Origin of the sequence: Ekhidna sp., from assembly GCF_965228795.1 — a bacterium.
Taxonomy (GTDB): domain Bacteria; phylum Bacteroidota; class Bacteroidia; order Cytophagales; family Cyclobacteriaceae; genus Ekhidna.
Genome location: NZ_OZ245839.1, coordinates 1,829,967 through 1,850,954, shown reverse-complemented (window position 1 = coordinate 1,850,954; position 20,988 = coordinate 1,829,967). Strand labels below are relative to the sequence as shown.

Sequence of the window (20,988 nt, the reverse complement as noted above, 5' to 3'; positions counted from 1 at the left end):
TAATGGAGATTACTCAAGGTTTTGCAGCTTTAGAATACTTTCTTGATTAATTCGGAGGCGGACTTTGGCTTTGACTGACTGAGCAGCTCCTTGATACTTTTAGAAGCGAAGAGATCTGAAATTTTTACTTCTTTGTCGAGCTCTTTGTTTATCCGATGTGATATCTGAATGGCGTGTATTGAATTACCACCAATTGCAAAAAAATCATCGTGTAACGAAACCTCTTCCAGTCCTAGCACCTGTGCGAAGATCTGAGCCATCTTAAACTCCTCTTCGGTGCAGCTTTCGTCAATTACCTTCGCTTCATTAATTGAGCTTGGTTTTTCTGTCTGCTCGTCTGTGACAATGGTGCTAGCCAGCGTCTCTATATCGTACCTGGATATTCCTAGGCAACTAATATTTTGTCCTATGACTCTATCCAAAAGGTAGGGAAATTCGTCACTCCTGATGGAATTTGATACGGCTTCTTCTTCTGACTTACTTTCATCTATAAAGTTGACAGCTGCTCCTGCGTCAGAAACATGGTTGATATTGATTGCTAATAAAGAATCGACATTCGACACGTTTCGTGTACTAATCTCATCCAGGTACAGGTTAGCAGCGGTGTACTCCATATTGCCCAAAGATGGTATTATGCTTGACAAGGAGGAACAACTTACCAAATGAGTGATGGGGGTAAGTTCTGCTAGCTTTATCAACGTATCTATTCCATTGACCTTAGGATTCACTACTTCATTGATGTCTTCTTTCGATTTTTCATAAACAGCACTTTTAGCTACTACGCCGGCAGCATGCAACGCAATGTGGATCCTCTGCACATTATGTTCTGTAATCATGCCACGGAGTTTAGCCAGACAGTTATCCTCACCTACATCCGCAGACAGATAGATTATTTTATGATCGCTTTTCAAGAGGGTATCAAGTCTTTTTCTGTATTCACCTTGAAGACTGGCCTCCTCCCTTCTACCGATCAGAAAGAGTGTGCATCTATCAACTCGTTGAGTCAGATGCCTTGCAAAAGCATATCCCAATGCCCCAAGACCACCTGTAATTAGAAATACATTTCCATCGATTCCGAACTTGTTCTTTAATCCGCTGACCTGTTTATAGACTGGCCTCCAGCAGTACTTACCTCTAGATACCAGTAAATCCTCATCCGAAACATGATTCAACATATGCCAGAGATTAGCAATGTTGATCTCCTCTGCCTGTATGTCTATATGCATCGTCTTTGTGGAGGATGTAAAGTAATCTGACAGGATTGATTTTGTCACACCTGTCACTATTGATGGTTTTTCTTGAAGTCGCTCAACCCCTAGCACCTCGTAGTTGTCAAAAGAAATAGATGCGAAGGCCTCGATTTGGCCTTTTCTCGTCTTTGACCAATCGAACACGTTTCGGATTGCAAAGATGTCAAGAGCTGGATTAGACAGATTTATACTAGGAGATACATAAATAAGCCGTTTGAGTGGCCCCTTTTTTGTTTTATCAGACAAAATAGTTGCTATGTCCTCTTCATCTCCCAAGTCGAACATGGTTTCGGGCTTTATGCTATTGGACTGCTTGTGAATCACATAGTCTAAATCATCACAGTGCTGTCCAAACAGCTCTAATAGCTTACTACTGCCGGTTTGATCTGGGTGCTCATCGTTTATGAGAAATAGTACATTGCTATTTTTTAACTCCTCTATCTTATTGAAAGGTATTTCTGACCTTTTTCGCTCCCATATTCGTTCGTAAAAAACATCATTAATGGCATTGAATTTTTTATCCTGGGCTGAGGTACTTTTTTCCAGCCAACACTTTTGAAAATCAAATTGATAACCTGGAAGTTGAGTCAACAACTTTCCTCCCTGCAGGATTTCGGGAGAGTTTGGTTTACTAATCACCCCAGACATCCATAACTTGCTGATAATGGTTTCCTGACTGACTGGTTTTTCAATAGGCTTTTCCATTGCTTCATTATGTGAAGGAAGTAGCTGTACCGTTCTAAGGTTTTTTTGGCTTCCGGGTTGCTGTTTTTTATTTGCGAAGTAACTCAGTCCCCTTCCCGGCCCCACCTCGATAAATGTTACATTGTGATTATACGTTTTGCATATCGTGTCGACTCCTTTAGAAAATAAGACCGTGTTTCTTAATTGCTTAGACCAATAAGCAGACTCGACTACTTCATCACCTGCCACTAAGCCAGTTAAATTTGAAATAAACATTTTATTTGGTCTGTGCAAATGAACGTCACCCAGTGTTTTATTGAATTCGATGGAAGCATCTTCCATAGATTCTGAGTGAAATGCATGCGAGGTGTTGAGTTCTACCGTTGAAATTTTCCTTTCTTCCAGATCCTTTTGAAGATTTAATATCGACTCTTTGTCCCCTGAAATCACTAAGTCATCTGAAGAGTTAATCACAGCAATTTCGCAGTGATGGTCATCAACTATATGCTGTACATTTCCTACCTCAGCATTTACAGCTAACATGCTGCCTTTGGTCATCTCTTGCATCAGTCTGCCTCTTGCAATGACCACTTTTATGGCATCCTTGAGTTGAAATACGCCTGACAAGGTTGCAGCAACGAACTCTCCCAAACTATGTCCGATATAGGCATCAGCTTTCACTCCTAAGCTTTTCAATAGTTTTGCCAGAGCAAATTCTATTATAAACAGAGTAATCTGGGACCATTGTGTTTGATTGATATGATAACTTGTCAAATGCTCTTCAGGAAAAAGAATTTCGCGAATGTCCAGCTCCAGGTGTTGATTAGCGTTCGAAATACATTCATCAAGAGCTTTCCTGAAAACCTCACTACTTTCATAGAGTGTTTTCGCCATCCCTGCATATTGTGTGCCCTGACCAGGGAACATAAGCACTACTTTATTTGCACCTTGTGCATTCAGTGATTCTACAGCACCACCTCTGAGCTGAGCGGTTAGCTCTTCCAAGTGTTGACTGGTGTAAGCACTTCTATAAACAAAGTGCTCCCTACGTTCTTGCAACGTATATGCCACATCCTTAATATCAACGGAGTTATTCTGCTCTAAATAGTTTAACAGCTTTTCCCTGAGAGCATCTAGCGAATTTTTAGATTTTGCTGATAGTACGATATGGTATTGATCTCGACTTTCTTGATCATTCCTCAAAAACTTATCTTTTGAGCTGTCGGAAGCTTCATCATTCTTGGCCGGAATATAATCTCCTATCACGACGTGCGCATTTGTGCCTCCAATACCAAATGCACTTACGCCCGCGATTCGCTGCTTATCATTACTTGGTAGCCATTCTTTGTTGCCTACCAGCACCTCAAAGATTGACTGTTCTAAGCGAAGTTCTGGATTAGGTTGAGAAAAGTTGACCTGCCCTGGAATAATATCGTGTTGGAGCATTGAGCATACTTTTATTAATCCAGCTATTCCGGCGGCAGTATCCGTATGCCCTATATTTGCCTTTACCGAGCCTAAGACGGTTTTATGAGTTCTTTTCTTGTTCGACTTGTTATAGTTAAAAGCTTCTCTTAAGCCTTGTACTTCAATGGGGTCGCCTAAGTTGGTAGCGGTACCGTGACATTCTACATAGGATACTTCTTCTGATTTAACACCGGCCATTTTTTGCGCCCGAACAATGCACTCACTTTGGCCTACAACAGAAGGTGCGGAGTAAAAGGTCTTTCTATCTCCATCATTATTGGTTGCATATCCTTTAATTACTCCTAAGATCGTATCCTTTTCCTCAATAGCATCTTTCAGCCGCTTCAGAAGGACTACTCCTGATCCAGAGCCGGAGGCAGTTCCCGTAGACATTTTGTCAAATGTTCGGCATTGGCCGTCTTTTGAAAGTGTCATCCCTTTTTGGTACAGATAACCAATTTCTCTTGGCAGATGTAATGAAGACCCACCAGCTAAGGCCATATCACAAACTCCAATCGCCAGCTTTTGACATGCTTCCACGACCGAAACCAGCCCTGTAGAACAAGCGGTATTTATGGCGTAAGCAGGGCCTGTTAGCCCAAGATGAAAGGATACTTTAGTGGCCAAGGCATCCTTAATGTTAGACATGGCAGCTTCCCATCTTTGAATTTTGCTGGCTTGCTCCCCATTGATTACGTTATTTTCTAAATAATTACTAGCACCAATACCACCAAACACTCCAATGTTCCGCTTTTTTCGTTCATTCGCATATCCTGTGGATTCAAGAACTATCCAGCAATGCTCCATAAATTTCCTGATTTGTGGATCAAATTGGCGGGCTTCGGCAGGAGACAAGCCCCAAAACAATGAGTCGAACAATTCCACACCGTCCACTTCTCCTGATACAGGTACGAATTGAGGGTTTTGCAATAATTGCTCACTGACATTAAGTGCCCTGCATTCCTCTATGCTATACTTTTTGAGCCCCTCTCTTTGATTTGCAACCATGTTCCAGAGTTCTGCCACATTTTTTGCTCCACTAAATGCTCCAGAAGTGCCTATGATCGCTATTTCATGATCGCCATCAAAAGTGGTTTCTTTGATGTAGTATTGATCAGATTTTTTATTTTGAATACTATCAACAAGCTTGTTGATAGTGTTGTATTTGAACAAGTCAGCAACCCCTATATCCTTAAAGGCTTCAAGCTTGTTGAGCCTGGCTTTTAGTTTGATACTAAGGATTGAATTCCCTCCAATTTTGAAAAAATTCTGATCAGTGCCTATTTGCTCAACAGGAACTCCCAAAACCTCTGAATATGCTTCACATAATGAGATTTCCAATTCGGACGAAGGCTTTCGGTGGCTACTAGTGGTGGTATTAAAAATAGGATTTGGCAACGCTTTGTGATCTAATTTACCGTTGGTAGTAATGGGGAAACGATCCATTGCTACCAACGTGGTTGGCAACATGTAATCAGGCAAAAAATAAGAAAGCTGCCTGAATATGCCTTCCTCAGTGAGATCATCAGCAGATTCTTCGGGCACATAGTATCCCACGAGGTATTTTGAATCAATATTTGAGTCCAGCTCTTTTACCAGTATATGGCTTTGCTTTACTCCTTCTACTTGTGAAAGTGCATCCTCAACCTCTCCTAACTCTATTCGATAGCCTCTTATTTTAACCTGACTATCTTTTCTCCCAATGTATTCTAGTTCTCCATTCTGAGACCATTTGACAAGGTCACCCGTTTTATAGAGTTTGGTATAGCCAAGCTCAATATCCTCTGCTCTAGCAAAAGTATTAGGTACAAAACGCTCATTAGTTAGTTTCTCATTGTTTAAGTAGCCAAGAGCCAAGCATGCCCCACCGATGAAGAGCTCACCAACCACCCCGACAGGGACACAGGCTCCGTCCTCGTCTAGTACATAGCATCTGGTATTATTGATTGCTTTTCCAATGTTAGTAGCTTTATCACCTTGGGTGTACTGATTGAACATGGTCCCGATAGTTGCCTCAGTCGGTCCGTAACTGTTAAATACTTTACATCTTTTTATCCAATAGTTCATCTTGCTTTCATGCAGCGACTCACCACCAGTAGTAAGAATTCTTAAGGAAGGTACATCGCAATCTTCTGTTCCATTGAGTACAGCAGCAGAAACGGATAAATGAGTTATCTCTAATCTACGTGCTGTCTCTAAAGCATTCACATGCTTCTTCATAATGAAAAGTTTACCCCCTGCTAAAATTGATCTGAAAAGATGACCAGTACCTGCATCAAAAGTCATTGAAGTGGTGTGTAAGCATCTAGAATGTTCATTCAGATCAAAACGAGCAATATTGTCTTCAATAAAATTCACTACGCTAGTATGTGAAACAATGACACCTTTTGGCTTTCCTGTAGTTCCAGACGTATAAATCACATAGCAGAGGTCTGTAGCTCGAGTTTCTGAAGGAAGATTGGTAGGTTTTTCCTTGATGTAGAGAGACTCATTGAGATCGACAGGTATAATTTGGTCTTCTTTAAGAACTGCGCTTAATCTATCATAGAGGTGTCTTTGTGTCAGGACTAATGGTGCTTTTGTATCTTTTAGCATGTAGTCAATCCTCTCCTCAGGAAAGTCCGGATCCAAGGGAAGGTATGCGCCCCCTGCTTTCAACACGGCCAATGTTGCAATCACCATTTCCAAGCTTCTGTCCACACACAAACCTATGAATGTGCCTGGATGCATTGAGTCACCAACTTTTTGTGCATAGCTGTTTTTAATATGTCTAGCCAGTTGATTACTTTTGCTGTTTAGTTGACCATAGGTCAATTCCTCTCCCCCAAAAACTATAGCAACATGATCTGGAGCTCTAGCAGCCTGTGCCTCGAATAGCTCATGGATGGTTTTGCTTTTTGAATACTCACGATCTGTCGCATTCCAATCCATCACTATCTGCCTGTAGTCAGCAGGGGAAAGTAGGCTCATCTGACTATAGGACTGGTGAGGCGAGGATACCAGCCGTGCAAGCAGGTATTGATATTGTGCTACGATGCGTTTAATAGTTGATTTTTCGAATAGGCTTGTGGCGTAGCTTATGCTACCTTGAAGCTGAGCCTTACCATCATCGATGAATAGTGAGAGGTCGAATTTCGCCACTTCACCAATTACAGTTCCATCATACACCCTGAATGGTGTAGAGTGATCCTTTTCTACTCGAAAATCACCAAAGCTTTGTACACCAAACATAACCTGAAAAATGGGATGTCGAGAGAGGTCCCGATCTATTTTCAATTCATCCACCAACTTATCAAAGGGTAAGTCCTGATGAAACTGAGCTGATACCTGATCTTGATGAATCGTGTCAATTAATTCGCAATAGCTTTGTTCGTGATTAAGCACTGTCCTACTTACTTGCGAATTGATGAAGAAGCCAATAAGCTTTGCTGTCTGATGATAGCCTCGATTGGCAATTGGGCTACCTACCACAATGTCTCTCTGACCGGAATACTTTCCCAAGAGAATTTTGAGACTGCCCAGTAGCACACTATAAAGTGTAGTACCTCGTGATTTCGCAAGCTTTCGAACCTTAACGCTCGTTTCTTCATCTATTACAAAGTATTCCCTCGCACCTCGATAATCAACTTGGTTGGGCCGAGAATGATCTGTGGGAATTGCAAGTGTTTCGAATCCGGAAAGCCTTTGTTTCCAGTAATCAATTTGGTTTGCAAGGGTGGCTTCTGTAAGCTGAGTACGCTGCCATGCAGCATAGTCTTTGTACTGAATTGGTAAGGGGGCTAAACTAAATGACAAATCCTGCCTTACGTATGCTTCATAGAAAGAGAGCAACTCATTCTGAAAGATATCCAATGACCATCCATCGCTGGCGATATGGTGGATATTGATCAATAAAACAACCTCGTCTAAGTTTCCACTTGAGTCAGATGAAACAATAGTATAGAACTTTACTCGAATTGGATAATCTTTACTTAAGATGAAGGGCTTCTTAATGTCGGACCGAATAAGTGCATCCAAATCAGCATGCTCGGCCACATTTTCCTCTTCGATGGTCAAATTGTCGTCACCGACTACCTGAATACCTTCTCCTTCTTCATTTTTTTGTATGGTGCTGCGTAGCACTTCATGTCTTGAGACAATTTGCTGTAATGCGTAGACTACAGCTGATTGATCTGTCTCTTTACCCAGGGAAAGTACGAGTGGAATATGATACGCATTGGTTCCCTTCTCAAACTCTTCGATAAACCACAACCGCTCTTGCGCAAAAGAAAGCATGGCATTGTTTTTTTTTATTTTGGGAATGGTCATCTGAGTCTGCCCCAGGTTGTGGGAAAGAAGTTCGGAGATGGTTTTGTGTTTGAAAATATCAGCTACCCTGATCTCACAATTGAGTTCAAGGCTCATTTGATGGGACACTTGCATCGCAAGAATGGAGTTGCCCCCTATTCTGAAAAAATCATCCAAAACTCCAACTCGATCCAGCCCAATGACACTCCTCCATATCTTACAGATAGCAAACTCTGTGTCGTTTGAAGGTGCACGGTATTCGTCTGATTGCGATCCCCAGTCAGGGGGTGGCAGTGCCCTCCTGTTCAACTTACCCTGCACGGTCAAGGGAATTTGATCCAGTCTCACCATCGCGGAAGGAATCATGTAGTCTGGTAGCCTCTCTCGCAGATAGTCATCTAGCTCCTGGACTTCCACATCTTCTCTGGCTACAAAATATACAACCAACTTTTTGTCCATGTTTTTTTTATGGACTATCACCGCCACTCCTTCCACCTTTAAATGGCTGGTCAGCTGATTTTCAATCTCTCCCAGCTCTATTCTATACCCTCTGATTTTGACCTGATCATCGTTGCGTCCAAGAAACTCAATGGTGCCATCAGGAAGCCATCTGGCCAAATCCCCAGTTTTGTACAACCTCTCACCTTCTCTAAAAGGATGATCGATGAATTTCTCCTTCGTTAGTTCTGACTGATTCAAATAACCCCTTGCCAGCTGCACTCCTCCCAAGCAAAGCTCTCCAGGGATTCCTATTGGCTGTAGTTGCAAACTTTGATTGAAAATGTAAGCTTGAGTATTGGCCACGGGTTTACCAATTGGAACTGAATGACCTACAATACCCTTGGAGGGATCAACAAGGTTGATAGTAGAAGTGACTGTATTTTCAGTAGGTCCGTAGGTATTGAGAAACTCACATAGAGGTGACCATTGTCTTGCCAAGTTCCAATCACAGACCTCTCCTCCCGCAATGATGCCTTTCAAATTGGAGTAGGTTTTCGGCTCGATTTGTCTCAGGAATCCGGGGGTCGCATCAAAATGAGTGATACGATTATCCATGATGAACTTTTCAAAAGCGGCTTTTTCAAATCTTTTCTCTTCATGCAAAAGAAACAGTTCAGCTCCACTGCATAACGTAGGCCATATTACTTCGACTGATGTATCAAAGCTGTAGCTACTAAAAAGTAACACTTTACTTGTTTCCTCAATGCCATAGGGTGGCGTCAAGGAGTGGATCATATTGTGAACACTTTTGTGCTCAATCATTACCCCTTTGGGCTTTCCTATTGTGCCAGAGGTAAAGATGACATAGGCTAAATCCTCTTGAGTACTAACTGGTGAAAGGTTGGAGTTGGCTTCTGTCTGGTAGTACTCTTCAATCAAATCAACGTAGAAGACCTTATCGCTCGGCAGTTCAATGTCATTAATCTCCGGTATTTTCTTTCGCGTCAGTATGATTGAGGCATCGATATCCTCTATGACATAGTCCACTCGACATTGTGGATAAGCAACATCAATGGGTACATAAGCTCCTCCTGTTTTTAAGACCGCTAATATCCCGATCATCATCTCCAAACTCCGATCTAAGTAGAGAGGTATTAGGGTATTAGGGCATATTGTCTTACCGTTTCTCCTTTCATATTCAGTTTTCAGTTGCCTCGCCAATTGATTACTCTTTTCATTCAGTTGTGAGTAGGTCAATTTTTCTTCCTCATACACAAGGGCAACATTATCAGGGGTTTTATTCACTTGAGCTTCAAATAGCTCGTGGAGTGTTTGCATTGGAGGATAATCTTGGGCGGTATCGTTCCAGCGGGTTACTATCTTACTGTATTCCGATGGGTCAAGAAGACTGATCTTGCTGTAGGCTTTGTTTGGATCGTCTACAAGTTGGGACAATAAATACGCGTAATGCTGAACAAGTCTGATAATGGTTTCGCGGCTAAATAAACTGGTAGCGTAGCTAATGATTCCTTCCAATTCCTCTGCACTGTCGTCAATGGTTATGGTGAAATCAAATTTTTCTGCTTCATAAAGTGAAGATGTTTTAAATGGCTTTAGGTACTTGTTTTCGGCCCTATGGTTGCCGTATACCTCGAACATAATCTGGAAAACAGGATGACGAGATAGGTCTCGGTCCTTTTCCAATTCATCCACTAGCTTTTCAAAGGGTAAGTCCTGATAGCGCTGTGATGCTATCTGCTCTCTATGCACTTCGTCGATGAGCTGCGCAAAACTTTGCCCGTCAATGAGTCGTGATCTGTTTACCTGAACATTCAAAAAGGGGCCGATGAGCCCTACTGTTTGCGGATAGTGACGATTTGCATTGGGGCTACCCACAACAATATCTTCCTGACCTGAATATTTGCCCAGCAAAATATTGAGACCGCTCAATAGCACACTGAACATCGTCGTGCCCTTGGTTTTGGCCAATGCCTTGAGTTTTTCACTTACTCGCTGATCAACCTTAAAAGATTCATTAGCACCACTGTAACTGACCTGAGCAGGCCTCCCGTAATCAGTAGGAAAGGCCAGTGTCTCGTACCCTGCTAGTTTCTCCTTCCAGTAAACAACTTGCTTCTCCATTTCGGCACCGGATAGATAGGCTTTCTGCCAAAAAGCATAATCTTTATATTGTATTGTCAGAGGAGGTAGGCTGAAGTCATAATCTTGTTTCAGGTAAGCCTTGTAATAAGCTAGCACCTCTTCCATTAAGATGTTCTGAGACCATCCATCACTTGCAATGTGATGAATATTGATCATCAAAATCACTCGTTCTTCCACAGTTATGGATTGCGAAAAAGAGGAGACCCGATAAAATTTGATACGAATAGGATACTCCTTATTTAAATCAAAAGGCCTGTTGATATCTGTCTTCAAAAGGTTTTCCACTTCTTCTGACTTTCCTACTTCTATTTCTTCAATCTTCGGAAGATCGTCATTAACCGTCTGGATTCCTTTCCCCTCTTCCCCTTGGTCTATCGTACTGCGCAGAATCTCATGGCGCATGACCACTTTTTCTAACGCATACTTCAAGCCCTTTACGTCCGTCCCTTGCTCCAGCTCAAACAATAATGGAAGGTGATAAGCATTCGTTCCCCTTTCAAACTGCTCGACAAACCATAAGCGCTCTTGTGCAAAAGAAAGAACTGACTTTTTGTTGTTACCGGGAAACATAAGAGTCTGTAATTGTCCTTGCTCGAATACCTGATTCTCCTCCAGCATTTCAATGATACCGGCTTTATTGTCTCGTACCTTCTTCAGAACGCCGGAGATATCCTTCTCCTTGGGAGCCCTGAACTTCAACTCGCCATTCTTACACCAAAGCCAAATTCCTGACTGATGTGCCTGGTAGATTACTTTCAGTATATCAAGACTTTTCATATCACACCAAAATCAAATTCATTTTTTCTATCAAAATGTGCTGGAACTAGCTCCCTGATCGTTGAGTTCATAAATACATCTGCAACTTTTATTTCATGGTTCAATGCCTGACTCATACGATGTGATAATTGGATGGCCAAGATGGAATTGCCTCCAATCTTGAAGAAATTGTCCGTGATGCCTACTCGCTGGAGCCCTAGCACCTCCTCCCAAATCTTACAGATCATCTGCTCTGTGTCAGTAGTAGGTGCAACATATTCGTGGTCAGGTACTCCCGAGTCGAGATCTGGAAGCGCCTTTTTATCCAGTTTTCCATTACCGGTAACAGGGAAGGTATCTAGCCTGATCAATACATCTGGGATCATGTGATCAGGTAAAATTGCCCTCATTTTCTTGATTAGTAAATCCTGCTCCAAACTACCTGATTCGCTATCAGGCTCGTAGTAACCAACCATACACTTAACTGTGCCAGCGGTTGTCTCTCTATCCTTTATCACCACGCAGCTCTTCCTGACCCCATCCATCGCTGACAGTGTGTGCTCCACTTCTCCCAGTTCGACACGGTTTCCTCTTATTTTTACTTGATCATCATTCCGTCCCAAATACTCCAATTGGCCATCTCCAACCCATCGTACCAAGTCGCCAGTTCTATAAATTCTAGACTTTTTCTCCTCTTCGCTAGAAAAAGTGAAAGGATTGGGTACAAAAAAGTCAGAAGTTAGTTCTTCATTGTCATAATAGCCTCTTGCCAGCCCAACGCCTCCAATGTAAAGCTCTCCCATGACTCCAACCGGAACGGGAAGTTTGGCTGAATCCAAAACATAAACTTCGGTATTCTGAATAGGGCGCCCTATATTGATCTCTTCATCTAAGCCTACCTCTTGGTAGGTGATAGAGGCTTCAGTAGGACCGTACTGATTGTATATCCTAAGCTTAGAAGACTCTGCATTTTCAAGAGTAAGCTGAACCAGCTGATTGGTCAATACTTCTCCACTACATACGATATATTTTAGACTTGTGCACCACCTCTCACCGGTCTCCAAAAGATAATCGTTGAACACCTCCAGCATGCTTGGCACAAAATGTACCAAAGTGACTTCATTAGCTTTAATCAGTTGATAGAGGTAAGGACATTCGAGGTGACCACCAGGTTTTGAAATGACCAATTTCGCACCACATGTATTCGCTAAGAGCATCTCCCATATAGAGACATCAAATGTGTATGGTGATTTATGTAGGACAATATCGTCTGCTGTGAGTTCATATTTCGAACGCATCCAACTAAGCTTATTCACAATACCACCATGTTCGAGCATCACTCCTTTTGGTTTTCCTGTGGTACCCGATGTGTAAACAATGTAGGCCAGATCATTTGGGGTGCTCTCAATCGGTAGAGTAGAAGAATCTTGCTGCTGAAATAGGTCAAGATTTAGGTCAATCATGAGTGTCTTGTCATCCGGAAGCAGCAATTGATGGCTTTCTAAGAGGTGCTCTTGAGTCAAAATCAATGCTGTTTGCGTATCCTCCAATATGTAATCAATTCTTTCTTGTGGATCTTGAGGGTTGATTGGCACGCAAGTGCCACCTGATTTAAGAACACTCAAAACACCAACTATCATTTCGAAACTCCTTTCGAGACACAGGCCTATTAAGGTATCTGGCAAAAGGGATTCACTCCTTCTTTTTTCGTATTGAGACATGATGTACCTTGCCAATTGATTGCTCTTCTGATCTAATTCTAGGTAGCTCAGTTCTGCTCCTTCAAATACTATCGCTGTTAAATCCGGGGTCTTAGCTGCTTGTATTTGGAAGAGTTCGTGGATCGTATTGTTCCTTGGATACACCTTTTGAGTAGCGTTCCAGTCGAAAATAATCTTTTGGTATTCTGTGGGATCTAATAGACTTATTTGACTGTATGGTTGCTCGGGAAAGGATACCAGCTGATTTAATAAGTGCTGATAATGAATAACCATTCGAGAGATGGTTGACTGCTTGAACAGGCTCGTCGAATACGTCAACCGGCCCGATAGAATTTCTGTACCGTCATCTATGAAAAGAGACAGGTCAAACTTTGATATCTCATTTAAAATCAAGGATTCAATCGGTTTGAAATAAACTTTTTCCACATCCTTTTTTCTTCCAAAGCTCTGGACTCCAAACATTACCTGGAATATTGGGTGTCGAGAGAGGTCCCGGTCGATTCCCAATTCGTCAACCAGCTTTTCAAATGGTAAGTCCTGATGAGACTGAGAGGCCACCTGCTCTTGGTGAACGGCATCGATCAGTGCGGCATAGCTCTGATTAGCATCTAATCTGACCCTATTGACCTGAGTATTGACAAAGAGCCCGATTAGCTCTTCTGTCTGATGGTAGTGGCGATTGGCAATAGGACTGCCTACCACCACGTCTTGTTGCCCAGTGTACTTACTTAATAAGATATAGAGACTACTCAACAGGACGCTGTGCATCGTGGTGCCATGATCCTTGGCTAACAGCCGAAGTTTGTCACTTGTGGCCTTTCCTATCTCGAAAAATTCACTAGCCCCCTTATAATCAACCTGACTCGGGCGAACGTAATCAGTCGGCAATGCCAAGGTTTCATGACCAGTGAGTTTTTCCTTCCAGTAGTTGATTTGCCTTTCTAGCACTTCACCCGTCAGGTACGTACGCTGCCAGGTGGCATAGTCCTTATACTGTATTGCCAGTGGTGGGAGGCTAAAGTCGGTCTTCTCATGGAGATAGGCTTCGTAGTAGGCATGAAGTTCGGTACGGAAAACATCAATGGACCATCCATCACATGCAATATGATGGAAGTTCAGTAGTAGCACCACTCGCCCGGTAAATTCTTTGTAAAATTTAATCCTAAGTGGATATTCCTTCCTTAAATCAAAAGGCCTGCCGACATCTGATTTGATTAGCTCTTCAAGTTTCTCTTCAGGCTTCACGTCGACCACTTCAAAGTTGATAGGTTCATTATGTATGACCTGAATACCCAGCTGGTCACTCCCAATCTGAATAGTACTACGTAGCACTTCATGCCTTAAAACAATCTTCTCCAGAGCATAACACATTCCCTTAATATGAACTGCTTCGCTAAGTTCCAATACCCAAGGCAAATGGTACACATTTGTTCCTTCCTCGAATTGCTCAATAAACCAAAGCCGTTCCTGTGAAAATGACAGGACGGCATGATTTTCTTTCGTCTTAGGAATAGCTATTTTATCCTGGCCCACTGCATGGGAAAGAAGTTGCAATAGTGTCTTGTATTTAAATATATCCGCCACCCTTACATCAAAGCCTGTGGTTTGACTCATTTGGTTCGCTACCAGTATTGCAGAAATGGAATTACCTCCTATTCGAAAAAAATCATCCGTAACCCCAACACGAGTTAGGTTTAAGACTTTCTCCCAAATCCTACACCCAATCATCTCCATTTCAGTAACAGGTGCTATGTAATCTTCCTCAGACGTGTTTAAATCAGGTTCTGGCAAAACACTCCTATCTAGCTTACCATTTTTTGTCAAGTGAAAACGATCGACACGAATCAATACATCCGGGATCATATGATCGGGTAAGATGTTGGCCAAATAATTGTGTACATCCTTTTTGCTGATCTCTACTTTTACATCAACCAATGTGTAATATGCTATCAGGTATTTGCTGTCCCCAGCCGCCGTTTTTTGCTGCTTGAAACATACGAAGCACTGACTTATTCCCTCCATGCCAGACAGTACCTCTTCTACTTCGCCCAACTCCACACGCATCCCTCTGATCTTAATTTGATCGTCGTTTCTTCCGACGTACTCCAGCCTACCGTCTGGTAGACAGCGGACCAAATCTCCTGTTCTGTAAAGTTTGGTATACCCTTTAGCTTGATCTGATTCCGTTCCGAAAGGGTTTGCAACAAAACGATCTTGTGTTAAGGTATGATTTTTCAAGTAACCCCGTGCTAAGCCAGCACCTCCTACATAAAGCTCCCCAATCACGCCTACAGGTACAGGCTTTCTGGTATCGTCTAGTACATATTGGCGACAGTTTGGAAAGATTTTTCCAATGACAGCTGCATCTTCGGGGGCTTGCGGACTGAACCCGGTTATTTCGCCTAACTCAGTAGGCCCATAATAGTTGTAAACCGCTATGGTTTCGTCTAACTCCCTTAAAATCTTGGTTGTCAGTGCTTCACCACTAAAGAAAACTCTATCAGGTTTCGCCCGATTAATGGTAGAAGCAATTAGCTCGAACTGCGAAGGAACGAGATGTAGGGAGGTAATTTCACCACTTCCAAGCAAGCTATTTAATTCTTCAAGATCAAAAAGACTTTTGGTGACTTGTATGGAGGCTCCAACAAGTAAGTGGGCGAAAACCTCAAAGAATGAAGCATCGAATACATAATTGGTCTTGAAGAGGTGGACATCTGATGACTTTATCCTAGAGTAAGAAATAATATGCTGCACTCTGTTACACAATGAAAAGTGTTCGAGCATCACTCCTTTTGGTTTGCCGGTAGTGCCAGAAGTATAGATTATATACGCGAGATCTTGCGATGTGCTTGTAGGTGAAAGTCGAGCTCCAGATTCTGTTTCATAAAATCTTTCTTTGAGATCAATTTGAAGCACTTTGTTAATTGGAAGGACAGCAGTTTGATCCTTAGAAAAATGCTGAGCCGTCGTAAGTACAAGGTGTGCTTCCGTATCTTCCAGGAGGTAGTCGATTCTGGCCTGGGGGTATGCAGTGTCTATCGGAACGTAAGCTCCTCCAGCCTTTAGCACACCCAGAATACCAATGATCATCTCTAGGCCACGATCCAGAAATAGCGGGATCAACGAATCGGCGGTCAGCCCTTTTTTAGCTCTTTTTTTATACTCCTTTCGGAGGTGTCTCGCGAGTTGGTTAGTTCTTTCGTTTAATTGTTGATAAGTAAGGGTTTCTCCTTCAAAAATCAATGCAATATTCTCGGGATTCCTGATGACCTGTTCTTCAAACATTTCATGGATCGTTTTCTCCCTAGGATACGGCATATCCGTTTTATTCCACTCGTTTACTATCTGATCGTACGTTGATGGAAGGAGTATCTCAAGTTTAGTGTGCTCCTGATTGGGATGGTTAATAACCTGATTAAGGAGATGAGCTAAGGTTTGAATATGATTGTTGGCTTTTTCTTCAGACAAGCAAATCCCGTCGTACTTGAGATTGATGGTGAATTGATCTGCTCTATCAAAGGCTTGTATGCATAAAGGATAGTCTATTCCATCGTGATAATGTCGATTTAGACGAAAATCAATACCCTCTTTTTCAGTCGCCGGAAAATTTTCGAACACAAAGAGACTATGAAAAATTCGCTCACCTCCTCGCTGTAGGTCTGCCAGGTCTGCATAGCTGTGCATGGTCAATTCGGACAATTGATTCTGAATTTCATGCAACATCTCCAGTATAGACACCTCCTTTTCCCAATGTACAATGAGCGGAAGCGTATTGATATATAACCCTACACTGTTTTCGATTCCCAAAATGGGCAAGTTTCTCCCGGACACGATGGTGCCAACTACTGTACGATTCAGTCCGCTGTACTTCTGGATCAGTTTATGCCAGATGAATTGGACGATAACGTTCAGTGTAACACCATGTTCCTGACTGAAAGATTTGAGTTGATCATACAGACGACCCTTGATGACTAATGGACTTGTCTTGGCTTCCTCGACTCTCCTAAAAGACCTGATGTCTATAGGTTCACTCAAAAGTGGAGTAAGATCATTAGCCCCTTCCAATTTGTTTAATTGCTCGCCCCAGTAACTCATAAGACTGCTTTTCTTGCCACTGATATACTCCTGGGCTTCTAGATAGGTACTATCTTCTTTGACGCTTACTTCCCCTCCTGCTATTATGGTCTTGTAGTACCGGTGCAGCTGCTTCAGTAAAATAGCCTCACTCCAACCTTCCGTGATAATATGATGTATAGTCTTTATGACCGTATATACATTATCAGATTGTTTTATGATATGCAATCGAAATGCTGTGGGCTTGGAAAGGTCAAAATCACTTTCCCTGGCTTGGACTCGGATTTGCTCTATCGCGTCTCTTTTACCATCCTGGGTAGGCAAATGACATAAGTCATGAAATTTATGATACAAAGAACCATACTGATACACTATCTGTAACAGCTCTTCTTGCCAGTCAAATGCAGTTCTTAAAATCGGATACTGGGAAATACAGAGCTCCATGGCTTTTACGTAGGCATCTACCTCCAGGGGCTCATGATATTCAAAAAGATACTGTTGTTTATAGGCCAGATCTTCCTTTTGACTTAGTGAATGATAGATAAACCCTTGCTGGAGACTATTTGCCGCATAGATGTTCGAAATTTCGTTTCCCGTAGAGTAAGCATTGTACTGTAATTGATCTAGTAAGTGCTGGCTTACTTTTACATACTTAAAATCACTTGGAGTATAACTGATACCTACTTTTTCTAACTTGCTGACGCAGTGCTTTAATACTTCCAAAAGATGATTTTTGAAGTGTATGGCAAGTAAACTAGTGGTTGCCACTCCTAGCCGAGTCATAATGTTAAATTCCATACACCCATCTACTGCCATACCAGTAACACTGATGATATTAAAGTCAATGTTATTTGGATCGGTATCCAGCCATTTACTATCTGAAGATATCTGCCATTCCTCCTTTTTTGTATCAAATTGACCGAGGTAATTGAAACTTATCGGCACTAGGTCTTTCAATGAGTAGCCCATACCTGAACCAGATGCAAAAGGACCAAAACCCAACCCTTTGACTGGTATCCTTCGCAGCGTCTCTTTCGTACAGATAATGCTTTCTTTGATGGTTCCCTTGACCTTAAGAAGGACAGGGAACATACTTGTAAACCAGCCGATTGTGCGGCTATGGTCCACTTCTGGATCAATAGGTTCCCTTCCGTGTCCTTCTAAAGTGATGCCTTGAGCACTCAACCCGTTCACCTCTTGAAGGGCATACGCCAAAACAGTCAGTAGCAAATCGTTGATTTCAGTGTGATACGCTTCAGGTGCGATTCTTAGCAGAGAGTGGGTCAGCTCTGTGTTCAATACCACTGAGTCCTCGCTTTGAAGAATGGATGGGTCTGGGTACACCTTCCGATAGTCTGGAATCTCTTTAAGCAAGTCTAACCAAAAGAATCTCTCTTCCGGATACTGCTTTGGATACCGTGTGATGGTTTCTACCCATTGACGATAACTTGTTCCTTTCTTTGAAAGTATTTTTCCATCGTACAAAGCTTTTATGTCTTCGGTAAGCACACGCCAGCTTACCGAATCCATCACTAGGTGGTGTGCCGCGAAAAACAATCTTGCGCTGTTGTCCTCATAGCCGTGAAGGTATCCCCATTGAAAGAGAGGACCTTTTTCAAGGTTTAATTGGGATTGCCACTGGTCCAACGCTTGCCCTACCTCTTCTTTGGACAGATTCTTTACATCCAAGATAAAAAATTCAGGAGTGTCAATTTGGGACTGATAAACCTGCTTCCACTCTTTACCTTTGACAAACCTTACTCTTAGCATGTCATGGTGCCTGGCCAATTCCTGAACCATTTCGCCAAGTCGTGAAGTCTCAAGTACTGGGACTTTGACCATAAAGCTCTGATTCCAAAAGTTGGCATTGCTCAGTTTTCCGGCATCGATTCTGTCGGTAAACCATTTCTGCACAGGCAGTAGCCCAAAAGTCCCCTCAAGCAGTCCTTGTTCCGACTTGATAGATGCTCTGGTGTCTTTATTCTCAAGTAGTGTGGATAACCTTGCAACTGTTTTGGCTTTATAAATATCTCTAACTTGACAGTCATATCCTTCCTTTTGAATACGACTCGCCGCTTGAATGCATAAGATAGAATCGCCTCCAAGTCGGAAAAAGTCATCATTGGTACTTACTCTTGACACGCTTAAAACCTCCTTCCATACGTTACAAACCACCTTTTCTGTTGGTGTCTCCGGTGCGGCATAAGTGGTTAACGATGAGTTGGGAGCAGGCTCAGGAAAAGAATTCTTATCCAATTTGCCGTTTGCAGTAAGTGGGAAATCATTCAACTGAACAAACATGGATGGCACCATGTACTCCGGCAGTGTCTGTCTCAACTGTTTTACTATTTGCTCTTTGCATACTTCATGTGCTCCCTCATTTAAGGTAAAATACCCTACCAGGTATCTGCTGGTCATTCCTGTAACTGACTGGCGCTCTTTGACTACTACACAATTCTGCTTTATCTCAGAACACTTTGAAAGCGCGTGTTCTATTTCTCCAATCTCTATTCTATGTCCCCTGATCTTAACCTGGTCATCCCCTCTGCCCAGATACTCCAAGCCCTCTCCCTCTACCCATCGTACCAGATCTCCTGTTTTATAGAGCATCTCAAAACCAGCTTTTTTTTCTCTGTGGGTCGCAAAAGGGTTTTCAATAAAGTGTTGTCCAGTTAAATGCTTATTGTTGAGATATCCTCTAGCAAGTGCTATACCCGAAAGATACAATTCCCCCACATCCCCATCAGAAACAAGGTGGCGATCCCCGCTAAGTACGTAAGTTTTTACATTCCGTATTGGTTTCCCTATGTAAACCTTTTTATCAGGATGTGTTTCATAGAATGAAACATCGATGGAAGCTTCAGTAGGTCCGTATAAATTATGTAGTTTGAAATGTGGATTAGACGCGTACTTATAAGTACTTTGAACCACCTGTTCCTTCAAGGCTTCACCACTACAAAATAGCTGATAGATAGAAGAATTCAGCTGCTCTTTTTGATCTGCCAGAAAGTGACTATAGACCTCCAGCATACTGGGCACAAAATGTAAGGTAGTCACTTTGAACCGCTTGATAAGCGCATGTAGATATGCACTATCCTTATGCCCGTCGGGCTTCGCCAGTACAATTTTAGCTCCGTACCAATTACCCCAAAGAAGTTCCCAGACAGAAACATCAAACTCGTAGGGGGTTTTTTGAAGAATCACGTCTTCTTCATCAACTGAATACATCGATTGCATCCACTCGATCCTGTTAACAACCCCTCTATGTTCAAGCATCACACCTTTAGGCCTACCAGTCGTACCAGAGGTATAAATCACATATGCCAAATCTCGATTTGAATTGTAGCTGGGCAATCTAGTACAGTCATACTTCTTATAATTCAGCTCATTTAACCCTATGAACAGCTGCTTATGCTGAGGCAACGAGATGCTATTTGTAAGCACTGAGTTTTCGGTGGTTATGACAATCTCGGTTTTTGTGTCATCAAGAAGATAATTGATCCGCTCTTGAGGATGACTTGGATCAATGGGTACATAAGCTCCTCCTGCCTTTAATACACCTAGGATCCCAATGACCATCTCTAAACTCCTCTCTAGACAGAGCGCTATCAATGTGTCTGGTTGTAGTTCTTCACCCGTTCGCCCCTGATACCGACTTCTAATGCATCTTGCCAGTTGATTACTTTTCTCGTCTAGCTGCTGGTAGGTTAATTCTTCATCCTCAAAAACCAGCGCAACACTCAAAGGGGTCTTCTCTACTTGTAGCTGAAATAATTCTGGAATAGTTCTATCCTTAAATGCATCACGTGGCGCACCAACTTCCTTGGCTTTAGGGTTTCTGATTTTTTTTTGCAAAATAGGATTTAATAATTGCCGCTAACCTTTTTGGAGAGTATGGCTTTATCTTATCAACTGCTAATTAAAAAAAAAGCACTTAACTTTTTCCATTTTTTAACATTTAAATAATAAGAAATCTCAAAAATTTTATTTTCGAGGAGAAGTTACCTATTTTGGCCTCCTTAATATTATGCAACACCTTAAGTCAGGTAAATAATATTTTAAGATTAAACAGATTTTTTTTTAAAATAGTGAGATAAAACTGCAATTGCAATTAAAGATGTGTGGGATACACTCAAAAAAACCTT

The 20,988-nt window shown here is 42.1% G+C and carries 2 protein-coding genes; both read right to left on the bottom strand.

What is annotated here, in order from left to right:
* Nucleotides 1-29 precede the first annotated feature (29 nt).
* Nucleotides 30-11,069, bottom strand: coding sequence for an amino acid adenylation domain-containing protein (locus ACQK2H_RS08355; RefSeq protein ID WP_425390979.1), 11,040 nt, complete (start codon nucleotides 11,067-11,069; stop codon nucleotides 30-32).
* Nucleotides 11,066-20,698, bottom strand: coding sequence for an amino acid adenylation domain-containing protein (locus ACQK2H_RS08350; protein WP_425390978.1), 9,633 nt, complete (start codon nucleotides 20,696-20,698; stop codon nucleotides 11,066-11,068). Before ACQK2H_RS08350 ends, ACQK2H_RS08355 begins: the two co-directional genes overlap by 4 nt.
* Between the last annotated feature and the right edge of the window lie 290 nt (nucleotides 20,699-20,988).